General features: G+C 64.1%; 17 protein-coding genes. 14 read left to right on the top strand and 3 right to left on the bottom strand.

Going from position 1 to position 18755, the window contains the following annotated elements:
* Positions 1–459 precede the first annotated feature (459 nt).
* The gene (locus tag GXP76_RS24155) at positions 460–933 is read right to left on the bottom strand and encodes an ArsI/CadI family heavy metal resistance metalloenzyme (protein ID WP_242573684.1); all 474 of its coding nucleotides are present in this window, start codon (positions 931–933) and stop codon (positions 460–462) included.
* 78 nt (positions 934–1011) lie between these two features.
* On the opposite strand from GXP76_RS24155, the gene GXP76_RS24150 reads away from it, so the two are divergent.
* From GXP76_RS24150 to GXP76_RS24140, 3 genes are read left to right on the top strand one after another with little or no spacing between them, the layout of a single operon-like run.
* Positions 1012–1410, top strand: coding sequence for a helix-turn-helix transcriptional regulator (locus GXP76_RS24150; RefSeq protein ID WP_242573683.1), 399 nt, complete (start codon positions 1012–1014; stop codon positions 1408–1410).
* Positions 1407–2498 carry an ACR3 family arsenite efflux transporter gene (gene arsB / locus GXP76_RS24145; RefSeq protein WP_374362332.1) on the top strand — a complete coding sequence of 364 codons (1092 nt, stop codon included), beginning with the start codon at positions 1407–1409 and terminating at the stop codon, positions 2496–2498. The genes GXP76_RS24150 and arsB overlap by 4 nt, the downstream gene beginning before the upstream one ends.
* Entirely contained in the window at positions 2491–2901 is a 411-nt protein-coding gene (locus GXP76_RS24140) for an arsenate reductase ArsC (protein ID WP_242573682.1), read from the top strand. The genes arsB and GXP76_RS24140 overlap by 8 nt, the downstream gene beginning before the upstream one ends.
* A 178-nt stretch (positions 2902–3079) precedes the next feature.
* Here GXP76_RS24140 and GXP76_RS24135 read toward each other — a convergent pair whose 3' ends face one another.
* The gene (locus GXP76_RS24135; RefSeq protein ID WP_242573681.1) at positions 3080–3388 is read right to left on the bottom strand and encodes a hypothetical protein; all 309 of its coding nucleotides are present in this window, start codon (positions 3386–3388) and stop codon (positions 3080–3082) included.
* A 423-nt stretch (positions 3389–3811) separates the two neighbouring features.
* Between GXP76_RS24135 and GXP76_RS24130 the strand changes: the two genes are divergently transcribed.
* The 7 genes from GXP76_RS24130 (at position 3812) to GXP76_RS24100 (ending at position 13424) form a co-directional block, all read left to right on the top strand.
* Positions 3812–6337: an AAA family ATPase gene (locus GXP76_RS24130; protein WP_242573680.1), complete on the top strand. Its 2526-nt coding sequence runs from the start codon at positions 3812–3814 to the stop codon at positions 6335–6337.
* 596 nt (positions 6338–6933) lie between these two features.
* Entirely contained in the window at positions 6934–8154 is a 1221-nt protein-coding gene (locus GXP76_RS24125; protein ID WP_242573679.1) for a helix-turn-helix transcriptional regulator, read from the top strand.
* A gap of 128 nt (positions 8155–8282) precedes the next feature.
* Positions 8283–8612 carry a hypothetical protein gene (locus GXP76_RS24120; protein ID WP_242573678.1) on the top strand — a complete coding sequence of 110 codons (330 nt, stop codon included), beginning with the start codon at positions 8283–8285 and terminating at the stop codon, positions 8610–8612.
* A 181-nt stretch (positions 8613–8793) separates the two neighbouring features.
* Positions 8794–8967, top strand: a complete 174-nt coding sequence (locus tag GXP76_RS24115) for a hypothetical protein (RefSeq protein ID WP_242573677.1) — start codon at positions 8794–8796, stop codon at positions 8965–8967.
* Between the two features lie 639 nt (positions 8968–9606).
* Positions 9607–11199: an ISL3 family transposase gene (locus GXP76_RS24110; RefSeq protein ID WP_308354204.1), complete on the top strand. Its 1593-nt coding sequence runs from the start codon at positions 9607–9609 to the stop codon at positions 11197–11199.
* A gap of 56 nt (positions 11200–11255) precedes the next feature.
* On the top strand, positions 11256–11723 hold the full coding sequence (locus GXP76_RS24105; RefSeq protein ID WP_242573676.1) for an HIT family protein: 468 nt from the start codon (positions 11256–11258) through the stop codon (positions 11721–11723).
* 249 nt (positions 11724–11972) lie between these two features.
* Complete coding sequence (locus GXP76_RS24100) at positions 11973–13424, top strand: pentapeptide repeat-containing protein (RefSeq protein ID WP_242573675.1); 1452 nt, start codon at positions 11973–11975, stop codon at positions 13422–13424.
* Between the two features lie 1948 nt (positions 13425–15372).
* Here GXP76_RS24100 and GXP76_RS24095 read toward each other — a convergent pair.
* Positions 15373–15891 (bottom strand): SCO5717 family growth-regulating ATPase, encoded by a 519-nt coding sequence (locus tag GXP76_RS24095; RefSeq protein WP_242573674.1) that lies wholly within the window; start codon positions 15889–15891, stop codon positions 15373–15375.
* Positions 15892–16060: 169 nt separating this feature from the next.
* Here GXP76_RS24095 and GXP76_RS24090 point away from each other — a divergent pair, with 169 nt between their 5' ends.
* From GXP76_RS24090 to GXP76_RS24075, 4 genes are all read left to right on the top strand, one after another.
* Positions 16061–16429 carry a hypothetical protein gene (locus GXP76_RS24090; RefSeq protein ID WP_242573673.1) on the top strand — a complete coding sequence of 123 codons (369 nt, stop codon included), beginning with the start codon at positions 16061–16063 and terminating at the stop codon, positions 16427–16429.
* The gene (locus GXP76_RS24085; RefSeq protein WP_242573672.1) at positions 16426–16638 is read left to right on the top strand and encodes a hypothetical protein; all 213 of its coding nucleotides are present in this window, start codon (positions 16426–16428) and stop codon (positions 16636–16638) included. Before GXP76_RS24090 ends, GXP76_RS24085 begins: the two co-directional genes overlap by 4 nt.
* A complete protein-coding gene (locus tag GXP76_RS24080; RefSeq protein WP_242573671.1) occupies positions 16635–18038 on the top strand; it encodes an FtsK/SpoIIIE domain-containing protein in 1404 nt (467 codons plus the stop codon). Before GXP76_RS24085 ends, GXP76_RS24080 begins: the two co-directional genes overlap by 4 nt.
* Positions 18039–18085: 47 nt before the next feature.
* Positions 18086–18755: DUF2637 domain-containing protein (locus tag GXP76_RS24075; protein ID WP_242573670.1), on the top strand; the 670-nt coding region annotated here is incomplete at its 3' end.

Here is an 18755-nt window from a genome sequence, read left to right as displayed (position 1 = left end):
CAATAGGCCCCGGAGCGCCCAGCCCGCCTTCAGCGAGGCCGGTCAGCAGGCCCGTTGAGGACAAGGGGTCCGTGCCAGGGAGCGGCGCCCTGTCGACCAAGAACCGACCCACCCGGCATCACGGACATCCGGCCGCCACTCCGGTGCATCAGCGGATGCCTCGATCAGCGGCCCGGATCACACCTGCGGCTCTCTCCGGCGTGCGATGCGCCCCGTGGTTCGCCTATCCGCACTGTCCATCCTGCCGGGCGGCTGGGTGGGATCAACGGCCCACGCCTGGGCTCCAATCGCTCAGGTCAGCCCAGAGGTGTGGCCGAGTGCCGTCGCTGCCGTCGCTGCCGTCGCTGCCGTCGCTGCCGTCGCTGCCGTCGCTGCCGTCGCTGCCGTCGCTGCCGTCTAAAGTCCCATCAACTCCGGTACATGAGCTTCCACTTCGGGCACTCACGGGGCCCTTTCGGACTACTGACCACAGGCGCACCCGGCTGCCGCCGGCGCTGCCCCGGCAGGCTCGCTCGTACAGCAGCTCTCGCCGCCGGCGTTGGGGGCGGCGCTCTTGCCGAGAGAGTCGGCGTCGGCCTTGACGACGTAGACCTCCCACGGTTCCTTGCCGGGGCCGTGCACCCACACCTTGTCCTGCAGGGCGTAGCAGCACGAGGTGTCGTTCTCCTCGAACGTGGCGAGACCCGCGCCCTTGAGCCGAGTCGTAGCGGCGGTCACCTGCTCCGAGGCTTCCACCTCCACGCCGAGGTGGTCGAGGCGTGTTTCCTCTCCGGGCTCGCCCTCGATCAACACGAGCTTGAGCGGCGGCTCGGCGATGGCGAAGTTGGCGTAACCCTCGCGACGCTTGGCCGGTTCGGTACCGAACAGCTTCGAGTAGAAGGTGACCGACGCTTCGAGGTCGCTGACGCGCAGGGCGAGTTGTGCACGAGACATGGCGGTGCTCCCATCGACTGCATTGATGTTCTTCGATTCAAGGTTGCATCTTGTATCGAAGGACGTCAACATAGAAGCATGTCGAAACAAGAGCTTGTCGTGCTCGGCCGGACCGACGAGACCGGCGCCTGTTGCCCCGCCCTGCTGACCGCTCCCCTCGACGAGGATCAGGCAGTGGATCTGGCGAAGGTGTTCAAGGCACTGGGCGATCCGGTACGCCTGCGCCTGCTCTCGATGATCGCCTCGCGCGCCGGAGGCGAGGTCTGCGTCTGTGACCTGACCCCCGCTTTTGACCTGTCGCAGCCGACCATCTCGCATCACCTCAAGCTGCTTCGGCAGGCCGGCCTCATCGACTGCGAGCGGCGTGGCACGTGGGTCTACTACTGGCTGCTGCCCGAGATGACCGACCGCCTCGCCGGCATCCTGACCCGCCCTGCCGGCACGCCCCTGCCCGCGCCCGACGAGGTGACCGCGTGAGCGCCGCTCCTGAGCAGGCGGTGGTCGGTCGCCTGTCGTTCCTCGACCGATACCTCACCGCGTGGATTCTCGCCGCGATGGCGGTCGGCCTCGGTCTCGGCCGCCTCGTGCCCGGCATAGGGGACGCGCTCGCCGAGGTCACCGTGACCGGCGTATCGCTGCCGATCGCACTCGGCCTGCTCGTGATGATGTACCCGGTCCTCGCGAAGGTGCGTTACGACCGACTCGACACCATCACCCGCGACCGCCGCCTGCTCCTGCTCTCCCTCCTGCTGAACTGGATCGTCGGTCCGGCGCTCATGTTCGCGTTGGCGTGGCTGTTCCTGCCGGATCTGCCGGAGTACCGGACGGGCCTGATCATCGTGGGGTTGGCACGCTGTATCGCCATGGTGATCATCTGGAACGACTTGGCCTGTGGCGACCGCGAGGCCGCCGCCGTCCTGGTCGCGCTGAACTCGGTGTTCCAGGTGATCGCTTTCTCGGCCCTCGGCTGGTTCTACCTGTCGGTGCTGCCCGGATGGCTCGGCCTCGACCAGGCAGGCCTCGACGTGTCTGTGCGGGAGATCGCCCGAAGCGTGCTGATCTTCCTCGGTGTTCCGCTCGTCGCCGGCTACCTCACGCGCCGGCTCGGCGAGAGGGCCAAAGGCCGCGCCTGGTACGAGGCGAATCTGATCCCGCGCATCGGACCGTTCGCCCTGTACGGGCTGCTGTTCACGATCGTTGTCCTGTTCGCGCTGCAAGGTGACGCGATCACCTCGCAGCCGCTCGACGTCGTCCGCATCGCGCTACCACTGCTCGTGTACTTCGCGATCATGTGGGCCGGGTCGATGGCGGTCGGGCGCGCCGTGGGCCTCGACCACCCGCGCGCGACGACGCTGGCGTTCACCGCCGCGGGCAACAACTTCGAGCTGGCCATCGCGGTAGCGATCGCCACGTTCGGCGCCACGTCCGGACAGGCCCTCGCCGGAGTGGTCGGCCCGCTCATCGAGGTGCCGGTGCTGATCGGCCTCGTCCACGTCGCGCTGTACGCCCGCCGCTTCTTCCCCGTTCCCTCTCTCCCGACCGACGAAAGCCCCGCCCATGTCTGACACCGCTCCGCCCTCCGTGCTGTTCGTCTGCGTCCACAACGCCGGCCGCTCTCAGATGGCCGCCGCGTTTCTCACGCATCTCGCGGGCGACCGCGTACAGGTGCGGTCCGCAGGATCCACGCCCGCCGACTCGGTGAACCCTGCCGTTGTCGCCGCGATGGCCGAGGTGGACATCGACGTCTCGGCCGAGGTGCCCAAGGTGCTCACCGTCGAGGCCGTGCGGGCATCCGATGTCGTGATCACGATGGGCTGCGGCGACACCTGCCCCGTCTTCCCCGGTAAGCGTTACCTCGACTGGCAGTTGCCCGATCCCGCCGGGCAGGGCGTCGATGACGTCCGTCCCATCCGCGACGAGATCGAGAAGCGGATTCGCGCCCTGATCGCCGAGATCGCCATTGCGTAGCGGGATTGGCCACAAGGGCACCTGATTCCAACGAACTCAGCCCCTTGCCACGGTGACGGGACGGGTGACAGATCCGCGCAACCCGAATCGGATGCCGACCGTCCTGTGCCGGGACGCGACGGTGCGACGCGTACGCGTGGATGGACGACGTGCTGGGAGGGGATGCCCCGGCCGAAGGCTAGAGCAGGTCAACCGCTTGAACACCGGCGGCGACCAGGAGGATCGTCCCCAGCAATCCTGCGATCCCACGCAGAACGTCGGGGGAGAATCTCGAGTCAATCCCACCGCCGGGCACCCACCTCACCAGCAGGTCGTAGACCCTCAATCCAAAGTTGCGGCAGCTAAGCGCGATCGCGAGGCCGCCGATGCCAACTGTGATCGGCAACATCAGCGGTATCCAGTCCCCCATGCCCGGCTCTCCCCAGTGGGTGTCGGCCGTGGCGTCGTCCCTGCCGACGAACGACGTTGATGTCATCGCTGACGTCAACGGCCCCCCGGACATTGTCCGGGGGGCCGTTGACCTGTGTGCACTCGGCAGGATTCGAACCTGCAACCTTCTGATCCGTAGGATCGGGCAGGCTCTTGAGAGGGAGGCCCGCCCTTTCCTGGGCTGATCGTTGACAGCCGTGATCGACGGTCTCTGTGTGCCGTCGTTGCCGTCAGGGTTGCCGTCAACACCGGACGAGAAGGGCAGCGCAGCGGTCAGCAAATCCGTTGGGTCTGGCGTACCCAGAGAGCGAAGCCAATCCAAGAATGCCTGATTTGATCCGCTATGCACGCATTATCGGGCGCCACACCAGTCGCAAGAATGTACTATTTCCCCTCTTCCATCAAGAAAACCCAAGCATCCAGCTTTGTCGCACAGTACTGTCAGTCAGCCAAGACAAGTGCGCTGATTGACGGAGGGGCAGTGAGTACAGATCTCACAGCTGTTGAAAGCCTGAAACTTGCTGGCAAAAGTCTGAGCGAGAGGCATCAACTCCCTGATCTGCGAACCTTAAATTTCTCCGATCTCACTGCAGAAATTGAAAATTTCCTTGCGTCCGCCCGCCTTTCGGAGAAAAAGTCGGCGTGGCAAAATCTCCTCAATCTGACCTTGGAAATCAAATCGAAGTCAGAGCTTCGACAGGACCCAACACTAGGGGAGCCGTGGCACCTGACGTCCGTAACGGTACTTGGCTATCAAGGGGCTACAAACCAGGTAATAATGAAGATCGACCCATCGCCCGGGGTGACTATTATTCACGGTCCGAATGGGTCGGGCAAGTCAACCATTGCCGACGGGATTCGGACTGCCCTATCGGGATCCACCAAGTGGTGGACGTCTGCGGAACATAAATCCTCACGTTCAAAATTGGAACCCTTGTGGGAGAAGGTCCACGCGGCCCGTGACGCCGAGAAGACAGTAGCCGAAGTCACCCTGTCTAGAGAGAATGAAAAACTTACTCTATGCTGTCTAATCGATGGTAATGGTGAAGTCATCTCCCACGAGGCTGATTGGTTGCTGCCAACAGGTGAATCGGTAAAGATTCATCTAGAGGACACGACCTGGAGTCACGCTCTCGCTGGACACCCTCCCGTATTTGCCTATGCCGACATTGAGCGTCGAGTTCAGCAGAGCAAGGACTTGCGTGAATACATTGAGAACCTTCTTGCCTTCGGTGGCTGCTTCGTTGTTCTGAATGATCGCGTTGCGGACCTAAGCGAAAAGGCCACCTCAGCAAAAAAGCTTATTGACGATGCAGCCAAAGAGGCCAAGCGACGAATCGCCGAAGTCGATGAAATAAACGGCAAACTAGACCCATCGGCGAGAGTAAAGACCATCACCTGGCCAGCTTGGATACCTGATATCGATGCCTGGCTTGAAGAAAATGAGCTAAGTGATTCAGGCGTTTCCCTCCCCCAAGTCACAGATAGACACTGGGAGACACTATCTGCCGCACTCGAACGGACTGAGGAAGCGTTTCGTAAGATCGACTCATCGCCGGATTCGGTGAAGCGCCGCCTCGCGAATTCTCTGCGTGGATTTCATCAGCATGTAGTCGACCTTGAGTCGCCGGGAACGGAATGTCCAGTCTGCGAAAGTGAGCAGGCCGACTGGCCGGCGCGACTCCAGGGAAGCATCATTGAGCTGGCCGATTTGGAACCGCTTCACCTTGAAGCTGAGTCATCACTTGGCGAACTAAAGCGATCACTCGAAACAGAGTTTCGTCAAGTGGTTTCCGTTCTGGTTTCAGCACCCACACCGATCGCCACCTCTCAGGATCTTCTCGACCGGGCGCAATACCGCGCAAGCGAGCTCTGTCAAGTATTGAAACGCTACGGATGCCAGCCCACCGGGCTGGCACACCGGAGCTTTCTTGAGCTCCGTTCGATACTGGAAACACGTGACTGGTGGCGGGCCTGTGCAGAAGCCGCGGGTCTTAGCGCGTTTGATAAGCAATGGCGACTAAAGCGAAGGGAGGCCATTGAGGACTTTGTCAGTACGTGTCGTGAACATATGGTGATCGCAAGCGAGAATCAACTCTGGAAGGCAACCAGTAGTTGCCTCAAGGATCTAGCTAGTCATCTACGAGATAAGCGTGCACAAGATTTCACCACCCTGGCTGGTGGGCGCGTTAAGGAACTCCTCGATGATGCCGGAATCCTGCTGGAGGATGTCCGACTGACCACTCAACGGGCAGAGGTCAAGGTTCAGAATCCAGCAGGTCAACCACTCAGCCTCTCGATGCTAAGCGCGGGGCAGAGAAACGCCTTTCTACTTGCACCTCTTCTCGCCACAATCGAGTCCGGCCCTTTCGGTTTCTTGGTGCTGGATGACCCCGTGCACGCTTTCGATGATATTCGTGTTGACAGACTTTCAGCCGTCCTCGCGGAGATTGCGGCAGCCCGCCGTGTCCTAGTTTTCACACACGATGAGCGCTTGAAGGCACACCTCATGGCTCGTTCGCTCAACTGTCATTCCTGGGCGATTAGCCGAGATCTTGAAACTGGTGTGATCTCTCTTGAATCAACCGATGAACTATGGCGCATGCTTCTGGACGATGCAGAGGATCTTAGAGCCTTGGCCCCCAAGGTTTCCGTAAATGGGTATTTGACGGAGACTCAGATCATCCGCGGACTTCTGCGTCAGGCGCTCGATATTGCCCTGCATCAGAGTATCGTGCGAAACGCTCTCTCCGGGGGGCGAGATGTTTCTGATGACCTGGCACTTCTAGATTCATGCCAGAGCACTGTGGCCCGAATCGACAAGGCGGAAGAGATCATCAACGTTCCAGCAGGAAGTAAGCATCCCGTGCGCGAGGCGAAACTTAGGTGCGGCAACCTGTTGGCGGTCTGGAATAATGCCGTGCATGGGGCTTCTACTACGAAGAACGATCTGAAATCTGAGATTGGAATCGCCCGTAAAGCATGCTCAGACCTTGTTGGCGGCTGAGCGAAATGAGTGTAGGAATCTCAGCATCTCGAATCGAGGTGCTAGAAATCAGGCTACGCATTGAGAGAGTGGCCCTTGAGGCCCATCGAATCGTGTGTCAGGCGCCGCCCAATTTGGCGACCAATAGGGTCCCAGAGCGATTAGTATTTATTCTCGGAATGGTGCCCGAAGAACGCAGAGTTGAAGTGGTGGGATTGATTAGGCTTGCACGTCACGTGTATAGCAAATCCTCCGACGTTCTTCATGGTCGATCCAGCATGCTAAATATTCCCGACGCGATTTCGCGGGAATGGCGGTTAGTTGTGGAACGCTTGGAGGAGATTGTTTACCCTTGACAATGGATTTGCGATGAATCGAACCGCGCAACGGCCGCCTATCGTGCACGGGCACGTCCATGAACCCAATGACGTCCGAGGGTGAGACGAGCAGCGAGCGCTAGGCTCTGATGTCGGAGGGGTGGACAACATAGTGGTCGGCGATCGTGGGCACGATGACCGCGGACGAGTTGCCAGCCTCATGGGTCGGGGCACACGCGATGCGCGGATCATCAGGACGTTGCCGAGGGTGCCCGTACTTTCGCGGCGTAGCGTGGCAGCGTGGTAGCGAGCGAACAGAACCTTGGAAAGACGCTCCGGCGACTGCGACGCCTGGCCGACCTCACGCAAGAGGACCTTGCGGAGCGCTCCGGTGTCTCTGTGGACGTGATTCGTCAGCTCGAACAGGGGCGGAAGCACTCGGCCCGTCTCCCGACGCTGCATGCCCTCGCGAACGGGCTTGGTGTTGAGCTGACCACGCTTCTGGGGGACCCGCCTGCGGTCGCCAAGACCGGTGAGGCCAATGGCCCACGTCTCGTGGCGGTACGTCGCGCGATCATGCCCCCGCTGTGGGGGCCGCCACCGTCACCGGTCGGCCCGGACTTCTCCCTGGAGCGTCTGCGCGAGCAGATCGCCGACGGCTGGTCGCAGTACCACGGGGCGGAGTTCGATGTCGTGATGAAGGCGCTTCCTGACCTGATTTCGGAGGCACGTTCCGCGTCGGTCTCCGGCACCGACGACGAGCGTGGAGCCGGCTTCGCGGCGCTGGGCAAGGTGCTCCAGCTCGGTGGCCACGTCGCGATTCGTATGGGTACAACCGACCTCGCTTTGACGAGCCTGGAGCGTGCGATAGACGCGGCGGGGCAGTCGTCCGATCCGCTGCTCCTGCCGATGATCGTCAACTCCACGGCGTGGGCGTACCAGCGCCAAGGTCGCCTGGAAGACGCCCTGTACGTCGCCAACCGTGCTGCGGACGACATGAAGGCGGCTAGCCTCACCAATACCGCAGACGGGCTGAAAGTCTGGGGCGCCCTCACCATGAGCGCCGCCACCTCAGCGGCACGGAGTCGCGATTACGACCGTGCGGCATCGATGATGGAGACGGCGGAGAAGGAAGCCGCACGCGTCTCCAAGCTCCCCGCCGGTGACGACAACCGCATGATCAGCGTCTTCAGCCCGTCGTCGGTCCGTATCGAGCGCGTCCGCCTGGCCGTCCAGTACGGGCACCCCGAAGACGCCCTCGCGCTGGCCAAGGGCATGCGTCTGAGCAAGGACACACCACCGTCGTGGCGAACGTGGCTGCTGCTCGACGTAGCAAGGGCGCACACGGACATCGGGGACGCCGCCGGCGCGGTGAAGACCCTGGAGTCCCTGAAGCGCGTTGCCCCTGAGTGGATACGCCACCACACCCTCGCGGTGGCCATCGTGCGCGACCTCTGGTCACTGCCCAACCACCCGCAAGGGCTACGGCCGTTGGCCGAGTTCCTGGGAGTCACAGAATAGCGTCCTGAAAGTGGGACGTTGCGTCCCTGTCTCTGCCGCTGGCTTGTCGAAAGCCTGGTCAAGCAAGCGTCCCCGAACCGCGCTCACGGTACGGGGACTGCCGACCGCTCAACCAGGGAGCAACCGACATGCGGAACTTTAGCCGCACGGGATGTGCGGAAACCGTGCTCAGCAAAAGTGCGAAAGCGGAGATCGCCAAGGCGCTGGAGCGCCGTGAGGGGTTCCAGAAGCAGGGTCTGCCGGTGATGGCGCAAGGCGCGTTGGACACCCGGATCACGGTGGTCGTGAAGATGAGCGTGGCCGGCTTTCTGGAGTATGCGGCGAACGAGGCCCACGGGCGGTACATGGCTCACCTGGAGGTCTGTGGGTGCCGGGCAGTCGGGATCTCCTGCAGGCGCGAGGACGAGCTGGCCAGCGAGTGGCGCAACGCTCGCGAGCTGGCAGGGGTGGACGCATGAGCGCCCCCGAGCTTGGCCCGGAGGAGAGAACGGCTCTCTGGGCCGTCGTGGAGCGGTCTGACCATGATCTGGAAACCCACGAGATGCGCTGTGTCCCGTGCCGGACGCCCGGCGTGAGCTGCGGTACGGGCGCCAACATCGCCGCGACGAACGCGGATGCCAGGCGCGCCTTGGGACTCGAATGACGGCCACCCAGGAACTCGAATCCCAGGAAGTGACGGCCTGGAACGCCTATCTCGATCACTCCCGGAAGTGCAGCGCCTGCGCCGCGACTTACGCGTACTGCGATATCGCCGCTGTGCTGCTCTCCAACGTCCGCGAACTCCGTGACGCGATCGGATGGGGTCCCCGATGAACGCTCTTGGACGTACGGCCTGGTCTCTGTTCATCCTGATCGCAGTAGGGGCCCTCGTCGGCCCTCCCACGCTGGCCTTTACGGGCCACTTGTAGACCCCTGTCCAGAGCCCCCGTGCCTGATGGCGCTGGACAGGTCGCACCCCCAGACACGTGCTCAACGCCGCGGCTGGGGGTGAACTGCTGTCAGGTCCTGGGCGCGATCTGGAATGGGCGCGTCCGAACAACGTCGTGGCCGGCTGGAGGGGCTTTGGCCGGTGCCCTGTTCGGGTTGGGGTCGGGCATGGTCAGGGGGCCGTACGCTGGCCCGGCAACTCGGGCAGGTTGTACCCCTGCCCGGAATTTGATCGAGTGGCCCCCTGGCCTTGCCCGACGCGGGCCCCGACCCGAACAGGTGGGTAAAGCCCTGGAAGTCGGCCACCCCAGCCACTGACGTCTCCCAGTCTCGACAGTTGCCCGATGGCCCCCCGCGCCCAACTCCCATCCCGTAGGGGCTTGTTGGCTTTGTCGAGCAGTAGTGGTTCTGGCTCAACTTCCGTGAAGCACGCACGGTGAGTGACGTCTGACGCGCGCGGCGGCCTCCGGGAAGTTGCCTGAAAATGATCAGTGGTGGTGCTCGGGTGCCCGACAGTTCGGCGCCGTGGAAGAAACAGTGCTCCGACTGGAAGAGCTGTTGTTCCCATCGGTCGCAGACGTAACGGTGCTGTCGGTGGACGTGAACGACGAGACGGTACGTATCGAGGCTTGTAGCGCGGCGGCCCGAGCCGCGTGCCCGGGGTGCGGGAGCGGTTCGAGTCGGATACACAGCTCGTACCTGCGGTTTCCCGCCGACGTGCCCGGCGCAGGGCGAGGGGTAGTCCTCTGCCTGCGGGTCCGCAGGTTCTTCTGCCGGGATGCTTCCTGCGGACGGCGGACCTTTGTCGAGCAAATGCCGGGGCTGACCCGGAGATACAGCCGGTGGACTGAGCGGCTGCGCTCGACGCTGGCCGCAGTTGGTCTCGCGCTCGCTGGCCGGGCCGGCGCCAGAATGGCCAGAGTCTTCGGAGTGTCCGTCAGCCGCAGCACGGTCCTGCGACTGCTCGATGCGTTGCCCGAGCCGGAGGCGCCTGCCCCGCGAGTGGTCGGCGTCGATGAGTACGCCACGCGCAAGGGCCGCGTCTACGGCACGGTTCTGGTCGATGTCGAGACTCGACGGCCAGTGGACCTGCTGCCTGACCGGGAGGCATCCAGCCTGGCGAAGTGGTTGGCCGAACGGCCCGGTATCGAGGTGGTCTGCCGGGATCGGGCTCCGTTCTTCGCGGAAGGCGCCAGGGCCGGGGCGCCCCAGGCGACTCAGGTTGCCGACCGGTGGCACCTGTGGCACAACCTCGGCGAAGCAGCCGAGCGGGCCGTCGCCCGTCACCGCCAGTGCCTACCCGTCCTGGTCCCCCAACCGGCCAGTGACGGTGAAGAGCGTGACGACCCCACACCGCCCGAAGAGACCTTGACGTCGCCCTGGAAGAGCGACCGGTTCGCCAACCGCATCCGGGCCAGGCACGCCACCGTCCACGCGATGCTGGATGCCGGCCACAGCCGCCAGCTCCACATGACCCACCGCACCGTCAAAAGTCTCGCCGACGCCGCCAGGCCCGAAGACCTCTTCCACGGGCAGTGGCAGTACAACCGGACCTCCGCCTTGGACGACTACAAGCCTTACCTCGACGACCGCTGGAACGAGGGCGCCACCAATGCCTGGAAGCTCTGGGAAGAGATCGTCCTGCTCGGCTACAAGGGCAGCTACGGCATCGTCAGCGCCTACATCAGGAAGAAGCGCACCTCACCCCGCCCAGTCACCGCACAGCCACCGGCACCCCGCCTGGTGACCAGATGGATTCTCAGCCGCCCGGAATCTCTCACCGAGATCGAACAACTCCGGCTCAAGTCAGTTCTGGCCAACTGCCCCGAACTTGACGCCCTCACTGGCCACGTCCGCTCCTTCGCGACCATGCTCACCGAGCGCCAGGGCGAACGACTCCCCGCATGGCTCGACGCCGTCCGCCAGGACGACCTGCCAAGCCTTCACACCCTCGCCGCAGGCATCGACCGCGACCGCGACGCCGTCACTGCCGGTCTGCCCCTGCCCTGGAGCTCAGGTGTGGTCGAGGGCCACGTCAACCGGATCAAGATGCTGAAGCGCCAAATGTTCGGCCGTGCCGGCTTCCAGCTCCTTCGGAAAAGAGTTCTCCTGGCGTGACTGGTGGCTGAGGCCGACAGGCGTTTCGCAGTGCGACAGTTCTACGATCTCAGTTCATGACGACTCCCGGCTGCTACGCATGCAGCAAGGAAGCAGAGTTCGACGACCTTTCACCACGCGAGTGCGTGGTTTATGACCAGCACTGGCGGGTGGCCCACGCCTTCAACACCGCAATGCCGGGCTGGCTGGTGCTGCTGCCTCGGCGCCATGTTGCCGCGGTTCATGAACTCACCAACGCTGAGGCATCTGCCCTAGGGGTGTGGCAGGTCAAGCTATCCCAGGCTCTCCGGAGCATGACTGGCTGCGCCAAGACCTACATCGTCCAGTTCGCCGAAGCCGAAGGCTTCGCACACGTGCACTTCCACATCGTTCCGCGCATGGCAGACCTGCAACCAGAACACCGTGGGCCGGGCATCTTCGAGCTGCTTCGGCGACCCGAGCAGGAGCGAGTAACAGCTGACCAGGCAGACCAAATAGCTAACTCTCTTCGAGCTCAACTTCATGGGCATCCGAACGCTCAGTAACCAGATCACGGAATGTGTGCCAGAACCAGATGTTCACAACTTCCGGAGGAACCTGAGTTAACCATGAAAAATCGAACAGCTCACGCAAGGGTGAGGTGGGCGGCTGCTGCCGCCCAGTCAGGAGACAGACCCTGGAGGCCGAAGCCGCGCGGTCGTCTTCTGGGCCACGCGGAAGCCCGCATCCAGGCCGAACCCCGCACTCAGCGAACTGGTTGCAACCGCTGATCTCCGCGTCTTGTCTTCATCGTTATGACAACCAATCAAAGCTCGCGATCCGACCCGAATGATCGGGAGTTGCGACTATGGAAGGTCGGCCGGGCGCTGACCCTCACCTTCGCCACTGCGGTCCTAGTCGCGGGCGGTGTCTTCTACGGCCTGGTGATGCTGCTCGACTTCAAGGAGATCGACACCACCGCCAAGCTCGACGCGAAGACACTCTTCGACCTGGTGAAACTCTCCTTCGGGGTGGTCGCCGGGGCCGGCGCGCTCGTCGCCCTGGTCGTCGCTTACCGCCGCCAGCGCGTCGACGAGACCGGCGCCCACCGCGAAGCCACCCGGCTCCACACCGAACGCTTCACCACCGCTGTCTCGCAGCTCGGCGACGACTCCCCCGCCGTCCGTCTCGGCGGCGTCCACGCCTTGGCCGGCCTCGCCGACGACGCCCCCGACGACAACCTGCGCCAGACCTGCATCGATGTCCTGTGCGCCTACCTCCAGCTCCCCTTCACTCCGGACCCCGGCACCCACCCCACCGACCAGGAGGAACACCACCGCTACCTGGCTTTCCGTAAAGTCCGGCACACGATCCTGCGCCTCATCGGTGACCACTACCGACGCCCCTGTGGGACTCACCGTTCATGGCAAGGCTGCGACCTCGACCTCACCGGCGTCACCATCGACGGCAGCATGAACTTCAGTGGCGCGGTGTTTTCCGGTGGCACGGTGGACTTCAGTAGCGCGGTGTTTTCGGGTGGCACGGTGCTTTTTGGCGACGCGGTGTTCTCCGGCGGCACGGTGCTTTTTGGCGACGCGGTGTTTTCGGGTGGCACGGTGCTTTTTGGCGACGCGGCGTTCTCCGGCGGCACGGTGTCCTTCACCGGTGCGGTGTTCTCCGGCGACACGGTGTCTTTCGGCGCCGCGACGTTCTCCGGTGGCAAAGTGGACTTCAACAACGCGACGTTCTCCGGCGGCGTGGTGTCCTTCAACGCCGCGAAATTCTCCGGCGGCGAGGTATTCTTTGGCGGCGCAGTGTTTTCCGGCGGCACGGTACCCTTCAACCTGGCGATGTTCTCCAGAGGGACGGTGTCCTTCGGTGAAGCGACGTTCTCCGGCGGCACGGTGCTTTTTGGCGACGCGGCGTTCTCCGGCGGCACGGTGTCCTTCACCGGTGCGGTGTTCTCCGGCGACACGGTGTCTTTCGGCGCCGCGATATTCTCCGGTGGCAAAGTGGACTTCAACAACGCGACGTTCTCCGGCGGAGAGGTGCACTTCAGCCGCGCGAGGTTTTCCGGCGGCACAGTGTCTTTCGCCGGCGCGACGTTCTCCGAGAACGTGGGGTTTGTCGACTGCCTGTTCTCCGGCGGCACAGTGTCCTTCTGGGAAAGCGCTGGACCGGCTCCGATTGGGCTCCTCGAAGCAGTCGGCAATCCGATGCCAGCCGAAGTTCACATGCGGCACGACTGGCTTTCCCTAATCCAATAGGAGCGGAGGGCGGAAACGGTCGAATAATCCTGATGCTGCGCATTCATGATCCGAACGGCCGTACAGGCAGGTCGGCGCGTAGGTCCGATCGGCCCCTGGTTTTCTGCCTTCCCACATTTCGCCCCAGTCGCGACGTGCTGTCACATCACCAACGGAATCGAACAAGCGTCGGCTGTGGTGCCTCCGGAAGTGGAGAATATCTGCTGTCGTTTTCGGGCTCTGGCACAACTTCCGTGGAGTCGAGCTGGCCCTTGGGGTGCAAGATCGGTAGTCCTGATGAACCGTCAGGTCAGCGGCTAGCTACTGGGCGGGCACAAACCGGGTCAGCATGGGTTCACAGAAGTTGAGCCAGAACCCCGGTTGATCACCAACCGAATCCCGAAGCTGTCGAGAAACGCTGTTGCTACAGGTCAACGAAGCCAGGCTTGTAGCGTGCGGGGCTTTTCGCATGTTCGGCGGAGGTCCCGCGGATGCCGCTGAGCGCTGCGGCTGGGTGTGGTGGTGCTGGGCGACGGTTCGGCGGGGCCGCTTCGGTGGCTTCGGGTGTCGGTGTGGCGCCGCGCTCGGTCTGGTTGCCTCCTGGGCCTCGTCGGTTCGCTGGTCTGGGCTGCGCGCTGAGCGGCGGGGGCCGCCGCAGTGGTGACGGAGGCATGGAGCGCGGCGGCCCCTGCCGCCAGTGCGCGCGGCCCGCGTGAGCGGGCCGCCTTGATCCAGTAAAGAAACTTTGAACAGCTCTGGCGCCGCTGCTGTTTGGTCGGTCGCCTGCGGGACGGCGTCGCCTGATTCTCGTGACAGCAACACTCCACACCCTGTACGTAGCGTTTTGCGCTGCATTGCGTGTTTCGTTCGTCGGATCGGCGGAACTTGTCCACAGGGTGAGGGTCGGAAACTGGCGTGGTCGGGGCAGGCGTTGCCATTTCGTGACCCATGGTCGCCCCTGGTGGTCACCGTGATGGTCGGGGCTCTCGGGTTTTCTGGAACTCGTCGCCAGCGACTGTCACACCGGGCGCGAATTTCGCACCTGTAGCAAATGACCTCCCTCCCTCGGCTCTGGAAGGGGTGTCCGCTTCGGGTGCTGTGATGGCGGCATCCGGGTCGACCGGTTCGCGAGAAGGGATTTCAGCGTGACTCAGATCACCGTCCGTGTGGGTCACACGGGGGCTGTTATCAGTACCTCTATGGGCGTCCTGGGAATGACGCGCGGCATTAGACCACGACATCGCCGGTTGGGAAAACCGGCGATTCTCCGGACTCTTGAATGCCAGCCCCGAAGCTCTCGCGGTCGGTTGAGGAATGGAGAGGTGGTGCCCGTGAGGCGGGACTCGATGGCGGCCGAGTGGCGCCCCTGGCGGGAATCGCCTAACTCGCCTCCCCTGGGACGGGATCGTGCCTGGCGGCTTGCCGGGTCTGCGGCCAGAGTTGCGGCATGAGCAGGATGCGCGGGCGGTTTCGAGGTGGCGGCACTCATGCGGGGGGCAGTGACTTCGGTCACGTGAATTCAGCGGGAGCGGGTCCCACCGTGTCCCAACGGGTCCCAACGTGTGTCGGCGCGTGTCGGCGGGTGTCGTCCTGTCCGGCTCCTCGAAAACGCTCATCTGCGGAATGCAAATCCGTGCCGCAGTATGGGAGTTCGGGAGGCACATCCCCCGGCGGCCGGGGTCCTGGGTTGCCCGGTGACGGTGTCCGGTGTGCCGAGGGAAATGGACAAGCCGCGAAACCGGATGGGCAAGCCCTGGGCAAGCCTTTCGGCGGCGATTCGGCGCTTAGGTGGGTGCGAACGGCATGACGGCACGACATGAACGGGGAACGATGACAGGCCACGAGAGCGGTAAACGAAAGGCGGGTGTCACGGACTTGGCCGAAGCGTCCTCGCTGGTCCGGGAAATCACAGCGATGGTCTCGCGGATGAATCGTGAAGCGGAGGCGATGCGGGCGGCGTTGGAACAGCTCAGGGCTGCGAACCCTGCCCACGCTCAGCCTTCAACGCCTCCATTTCTCTCCGCAGTTCCTGATGCTGGGCACTCAGGTGCCGGACCTCGTCCCGAAGCGCGGTGAGTACTTTGATGAGGTCCGCACTGACGGCAGCTTCGGTATCGCCGTGAACGATCGTCTCCTCTGTCCCAGCCTCCCGCTCCGCTGCCTCCTGCTGCACCTGCCACCAGACGGGCGGGGAGTAATCGATGGTGAACTCGCCTGTCTGCTCGGCGGGCTCGGCATCGACTTCGGCGCGGTCGGTGACGTAGCTGCCCCGGCCGTGGATCGTGTAGATCAGCCCTTCGTCCCTCAGGACGTCCAGCGCGTTGCGGATGGTCATGCTGGCGAGGTGGAAGCGCTCTGTCAGCAGACGCACGGGCGGCACCTGTTCGCCCGGTTTGATGCGGCCCTGGAGGATGTCGCGCCGCAGCTCGTCGGCGGCGTGCTGATAAGGCGGCCGACGGTCGTGCCTGCTCTCTGGGGCGTGACTCATACCTCCAGAGTAGCGATCCCTAGCCCCCCTAGCACACCGGACTGACATAGCTGCCCTATCGGGCGTGATTGCTAGCTCACCCTCATCACTTGACTTTGCTAGGTCTTATAGGTTCTATAGATGCCAGCCCGCCACCGTGGCGGGACCAAACCGAAGGGAAGTGCCACTCATGGCGCGTATTCGTGTGGGTCTGCTGGAGTCCTCGACGTTCATGGTCGGGACGCTGCCGGTGCCCAAGTACACCGATCAGGAGAAGACGACGTTCGCCACCGACCGGGAGACCGGTCAGAAGCTCTACACGGTGACCGTCTTCCTGATGGAAGAAGACCGCGCGGAAGCCCTGAAGATCACCGTTCCGGCGGGCGGTTTGCCGGACGGTCTCAAGCCCGGTGTCCCGGTGCGTCCGGTGGAACTGTTCGCCACCCCGTGGGCCCGGATCTTCAACGGGTCGCTCTCGGACGGTGTCGCCTACCGGGCTGCGGCGCTCGAACTCGTGATCCCCGTGGCGGTTGAGCCGGGCAAGAAGGCTGCCGCGTGAGCGGGAAACCCTTCCGGCTCTGGGGTGAGCGCGTCTACCCGATGCCTCACCCCGGACCGGACCCCCGGTTCACCGAATGCCTGGTGAACTCCGTCGCCGGCGTGCTCGTTGCGCACGGCTACCCGCCGCTGTCGGTCCCCAGGGACTGGGCGGCCCTCGAAACGGCCCTGGTCCGCTACCTCTACCAGCCACCGAAGGAGAAGCAATGAACGTGCAGGAGGTGTACGGCTACGCCCCCCTGATGGTGGGGGCGGGCCTGGCCCTGGTCGGTGTGTGGGCGGTGTGGTGGGTCGTGCGCTACGTGCGGGCTGACTCGATGATGCGGGCCAGTATCCGGCAGGCGGTGCGGGTGCGGTGGACGTGGAAGCGGTTCGCACAGATGGCCGGTCTGGCGGTCACGGACAGGATGCCTACCGCTCTGGCCGAGCTGTCGAACACGGAGGGCAAGCCGATCAAACCGCGCGTCCTGGTCCCGGTGTTGAAGGTGACACCGGACCGGTTCGGGGTCGTCGCGCGGGCAAACTGCCTGCCGAGGGTGTCTCTGGAGGAGTTCCAGAAAGCCGCCCCGTACATAGCGGACGCATGGCGGTGTACGCGGGTGTCGGTCCTTCCCGATGGACCCGGCCACGTGCTCATTCGGGGTGTGCGGCTCGATCCGCTGATCACGCCGACCCGGCGGGTGCCTACCGGGCGTGCGCCTGCCCGGCTGGCGGCCTGGGATCTGGGGGTGGATGAGTACGGACAGAGCGTGGAGGTGAGCCTGTCCCAGGTTCCGGGTGTGACCGTGGCCGGCCTGCCCGGCTTCGGCAAAACCAGCCTGATCAACGGGCTTGTCTGTGACTGGGCGCCTTCGCCTGCGATGCAGTTCGTCGGCTTCGACGGGAAGGTGTCCGCCGCGTATCAGGGGGACTACGCGGACCTGGTCAAGCGTATGTTCGCCTTCGTCGGTGACAACCTGGAAGACGCCAACGCCCTGTTCCAACGGCTGGTCAATCTGCGGGAAACCCGCCACACGGCCGTTAAGGCCCAACTCGGGGTGAAGGACATGTGGGCGGTCGGCCCGTGCGCAGCGTGGCCGCTCGTCGTGGTGATCATCGATGAGGCGCACACCTACTTCCGTGACCACCGGGGCAGCGACCCCAAGACGAAGAAGCTCGCGGCGCTGGCGGCGGAGAACGCCCGGCTCGTTGAGGACCTGGTGAAGAAGGGCCGCTCGGTGGGCATCCTGACCGTCCTCGCCACACAGAAGTCCACGGGCGATGCCATCCCCACCTTCATCCGTGACGTCTGTCCGGTCGGCCTGTCGTTCGCGCAGAAGACAGCAGAGGCAGCGGTGGCCGCGCTGGGCGAAGACATCCGCAATTGGGACGACGCCAATCCGATCAACCTCCAGGACCCTGCCTATGTCGGCGTCGCGTCCATGAGCCACCAGTCCCGCCCCGGCTTCGCCCGCATCCGCACCCCGTACGTGACTGATGCCGATTCGGCCCGCATCGCCGCGGCAACTGCCCACCTCACCCGCGACCCGATGGAACTCCTGCGTACGCACGGCGGGCTGACCCTGTCCAAAACCATCGACCATCCCGGAGACAGGCCCAAGGCGGCCTGAGCCGAACTCGCCCGCACACAGGCGGACTTGAAAGGAGGTGAAACCCTGTGGTTGAGGACCGGATCACTCAGCGCGTCGTGACCGTGGTCATGGTCGTCATCGCCGCCCTGGCGTTCGTCTTCTCCTTCGGCAACGTCTGGTCACTGGCCCTGCGTCTCGGCGTCCCCGCCCCGATTGCGCCACTGATCGCGCCCATGGTGGACCTGTCGGTGGTCGGGCTTCTGGTGGCCCTGCGCTACCTCTCCCTGCGCGGCGTCCCCGCCGAACAGATGCGCTCCGCCACCCGCCTCATGCACGTCTCCGGACTGCTGACGCTGGCTCTCAACATCGCCGAACCCCTCGCCCTCGGACACTACGGCCGCGCCGCCGTGGACGCGGTCGCACCCCTGCTGCTCCTCGGCTGGGGCACGGTCGGCCCGCAACTCCTGCGCCACTTCCATGCCGTCGCGCATCCCTCGGAGCCCGCCCCCGTCCCACCAACGACACGCAGAGTGCTGCCTGTTGGTGAGGACGAACACCGTGAAGACGAACCGAGTGCCACGGCTTCGCCACCGGTCACCGCACCGGCGCCTGCCACGGCCCCGGCCGTGCCAGCGGTGAACGTGCCCGGCCCGCTGCTTGCCGAAGCACGCTCCATCGCCGCAACGCACCTGGCCGAACACGGTGAACCCATCACCGCCGTCCAGCTCAAACGGCGACTCGGCACCGGCCTGCCCA

This window comes from Streptomyces sp. NP-1717, from assembly GCF_022695985.1.
Taxonomy (GTDB): Bacteria; Actinomycetota; Actinomycetes; order Streptomycetales; family Streptomycetaceae; genus Streptomyces.
Note: the sequence above shows the minus strand (reverse complement) of the source record. Positions and strands in the feature narration are given on the sequence as shown.